This window comes from Shigella sp. FC1661 (genome assembly GCF_001712525.1).
GTDB lineage: Bacteria > Pseudomonadota > Gammaproteobacteria > Enterobacterales > Enterobacteriaceae > Escherichia > Escherichia coli.
Genome location: NZ_MDGW01000358.1, coordinates 1 through 1,162, shown reverse-complemented (window position 1 = coordinate 1,162; position 1,162 = coordinate 1). Strand labels below are relative to the sequence as shown.

General features: G+C 45.4%; 2 protein-coding genes and 2 pseudogenes. All 4 read right to left on the bottom strand.

Annotated features, from left to right (window positions below; translation table 11 throughout):
* The coding region (locus BFF42_RS17955) for an IS1 family transposase (protein WP_032277379.1) at positions 1-159 on the bottom strand (159 nt) is incomplete at its 3' end.
* Positions 160-195: 36 nt separating this feature from the next.
* Positions 196-300, bottom strand: a pseudogene (locus tag BFF42_RS27890) (hypothetical protein); the annotation flags it as partial.
* Between the two features lie 210 nt (positions 301-510).
* Positions 511-891, bottom strand: a pseudogene (ccp, locus tag BFF42_RS17945) (cytochrome c peroxidase); the annotation flags it as partial.
* Positions 892-906: 15 nt separating this feature from the next.
* A partial coding sequence (locus tag BFF42_RS17940; protein ID WP_000474469.1) for an IS1 family transposase occupies positions 907-1,162 on the bottom strand: 256 nt, incomplete at its 5' end.

Sequence of the window (1,162 nt, the reverse complement as noted above, 5' to 3'; positions counted from 1 at the left end):
GTGCGTACCGGGCTGAGAGGCGGTGTAAGTGAACTGTAGTTGCCATGTTTTACGGCAATGAGAGCAGAGATAGCGCTGATGTCCGGCAGTGCTTTTGCCGTTACGCACCACGCCTTCAGTAGCGGAGCAGGAAGGACATCTGATGGAAATGGAAGCCACGCAAGCACCTTAAAATCACCATCATACACTAAATCAGTAAGTTGGCAGCATTACCGACTCCGCGATAGTAGAAATGGCCTTTGCGCCAAAACGTGAATCGAGTAGTTCTGAGCGGAAATCCGTTAACAGCTTCTGGTCCATTTCGAACTCCTTAAATTTATTTGAAGGCAATAAAAAAGTAGGATTTATCCGCAATGGAAGCAAGGCATTACAGGCTTAATTTAAATAACAAAATCCTAAGCAGAAAAACGACTTTTTATAATATAAACATTTAACATGATAATATTAAAAACAGACTTTATTATCGTAATAAAAATCGCCCAAACATTCCTGTTCGGGCGATCAAATTAATTATTGTTTATCCTGCATATACGGCGTGTACACCCCGTTCAGACTGTGCAGGAAAGCTACGATATCATCCACATCCTCCTGCGGCAGCTCTTTGCCTACCTGATAGCGCAGCATCAGTTTCACCGCCCCGTCCAGCGTCGGCACGTCACCGCGATGGAAGTACGGTGCCGTTAAAGCAACGTTACGTAAACCGGGTACTTTCTGGCGCAATTTATCACGCTCTTCTTTAGTCACATTCATACGACCAATATCCGCCGCCGTAATTTCCCCAAAGTTAAAGTCTTTTTTCAGCCCCAACGGTTCAAAGGAACGTCCGCCGAGAATAATACCACCATGACAAGTTGCACATTTATTATCTTTAAATAATTGATAGCCTTTTTTGGTAATGACTCCAACTTATTGATAGTGTTTTATGTTCAGATAATGCCCGATGACTTTGTCATGCAGCTCCACCGATTTTGAGAACGACAGCGACTTCCGTCCCAGCCGTGCCAGGTGCTGCCTCAGATTCAGGTTATGCCGCTCAATTCGCTGCGTATATCGCTTGCTGATTACGTGCAGCTTTCCCTTCAGGCGGGATTCATACAGTGGCCAGCCATCCGTCATCCATATCACCACGTCAAAGGGTGACAGCAAGCTCATAAGACGCCCC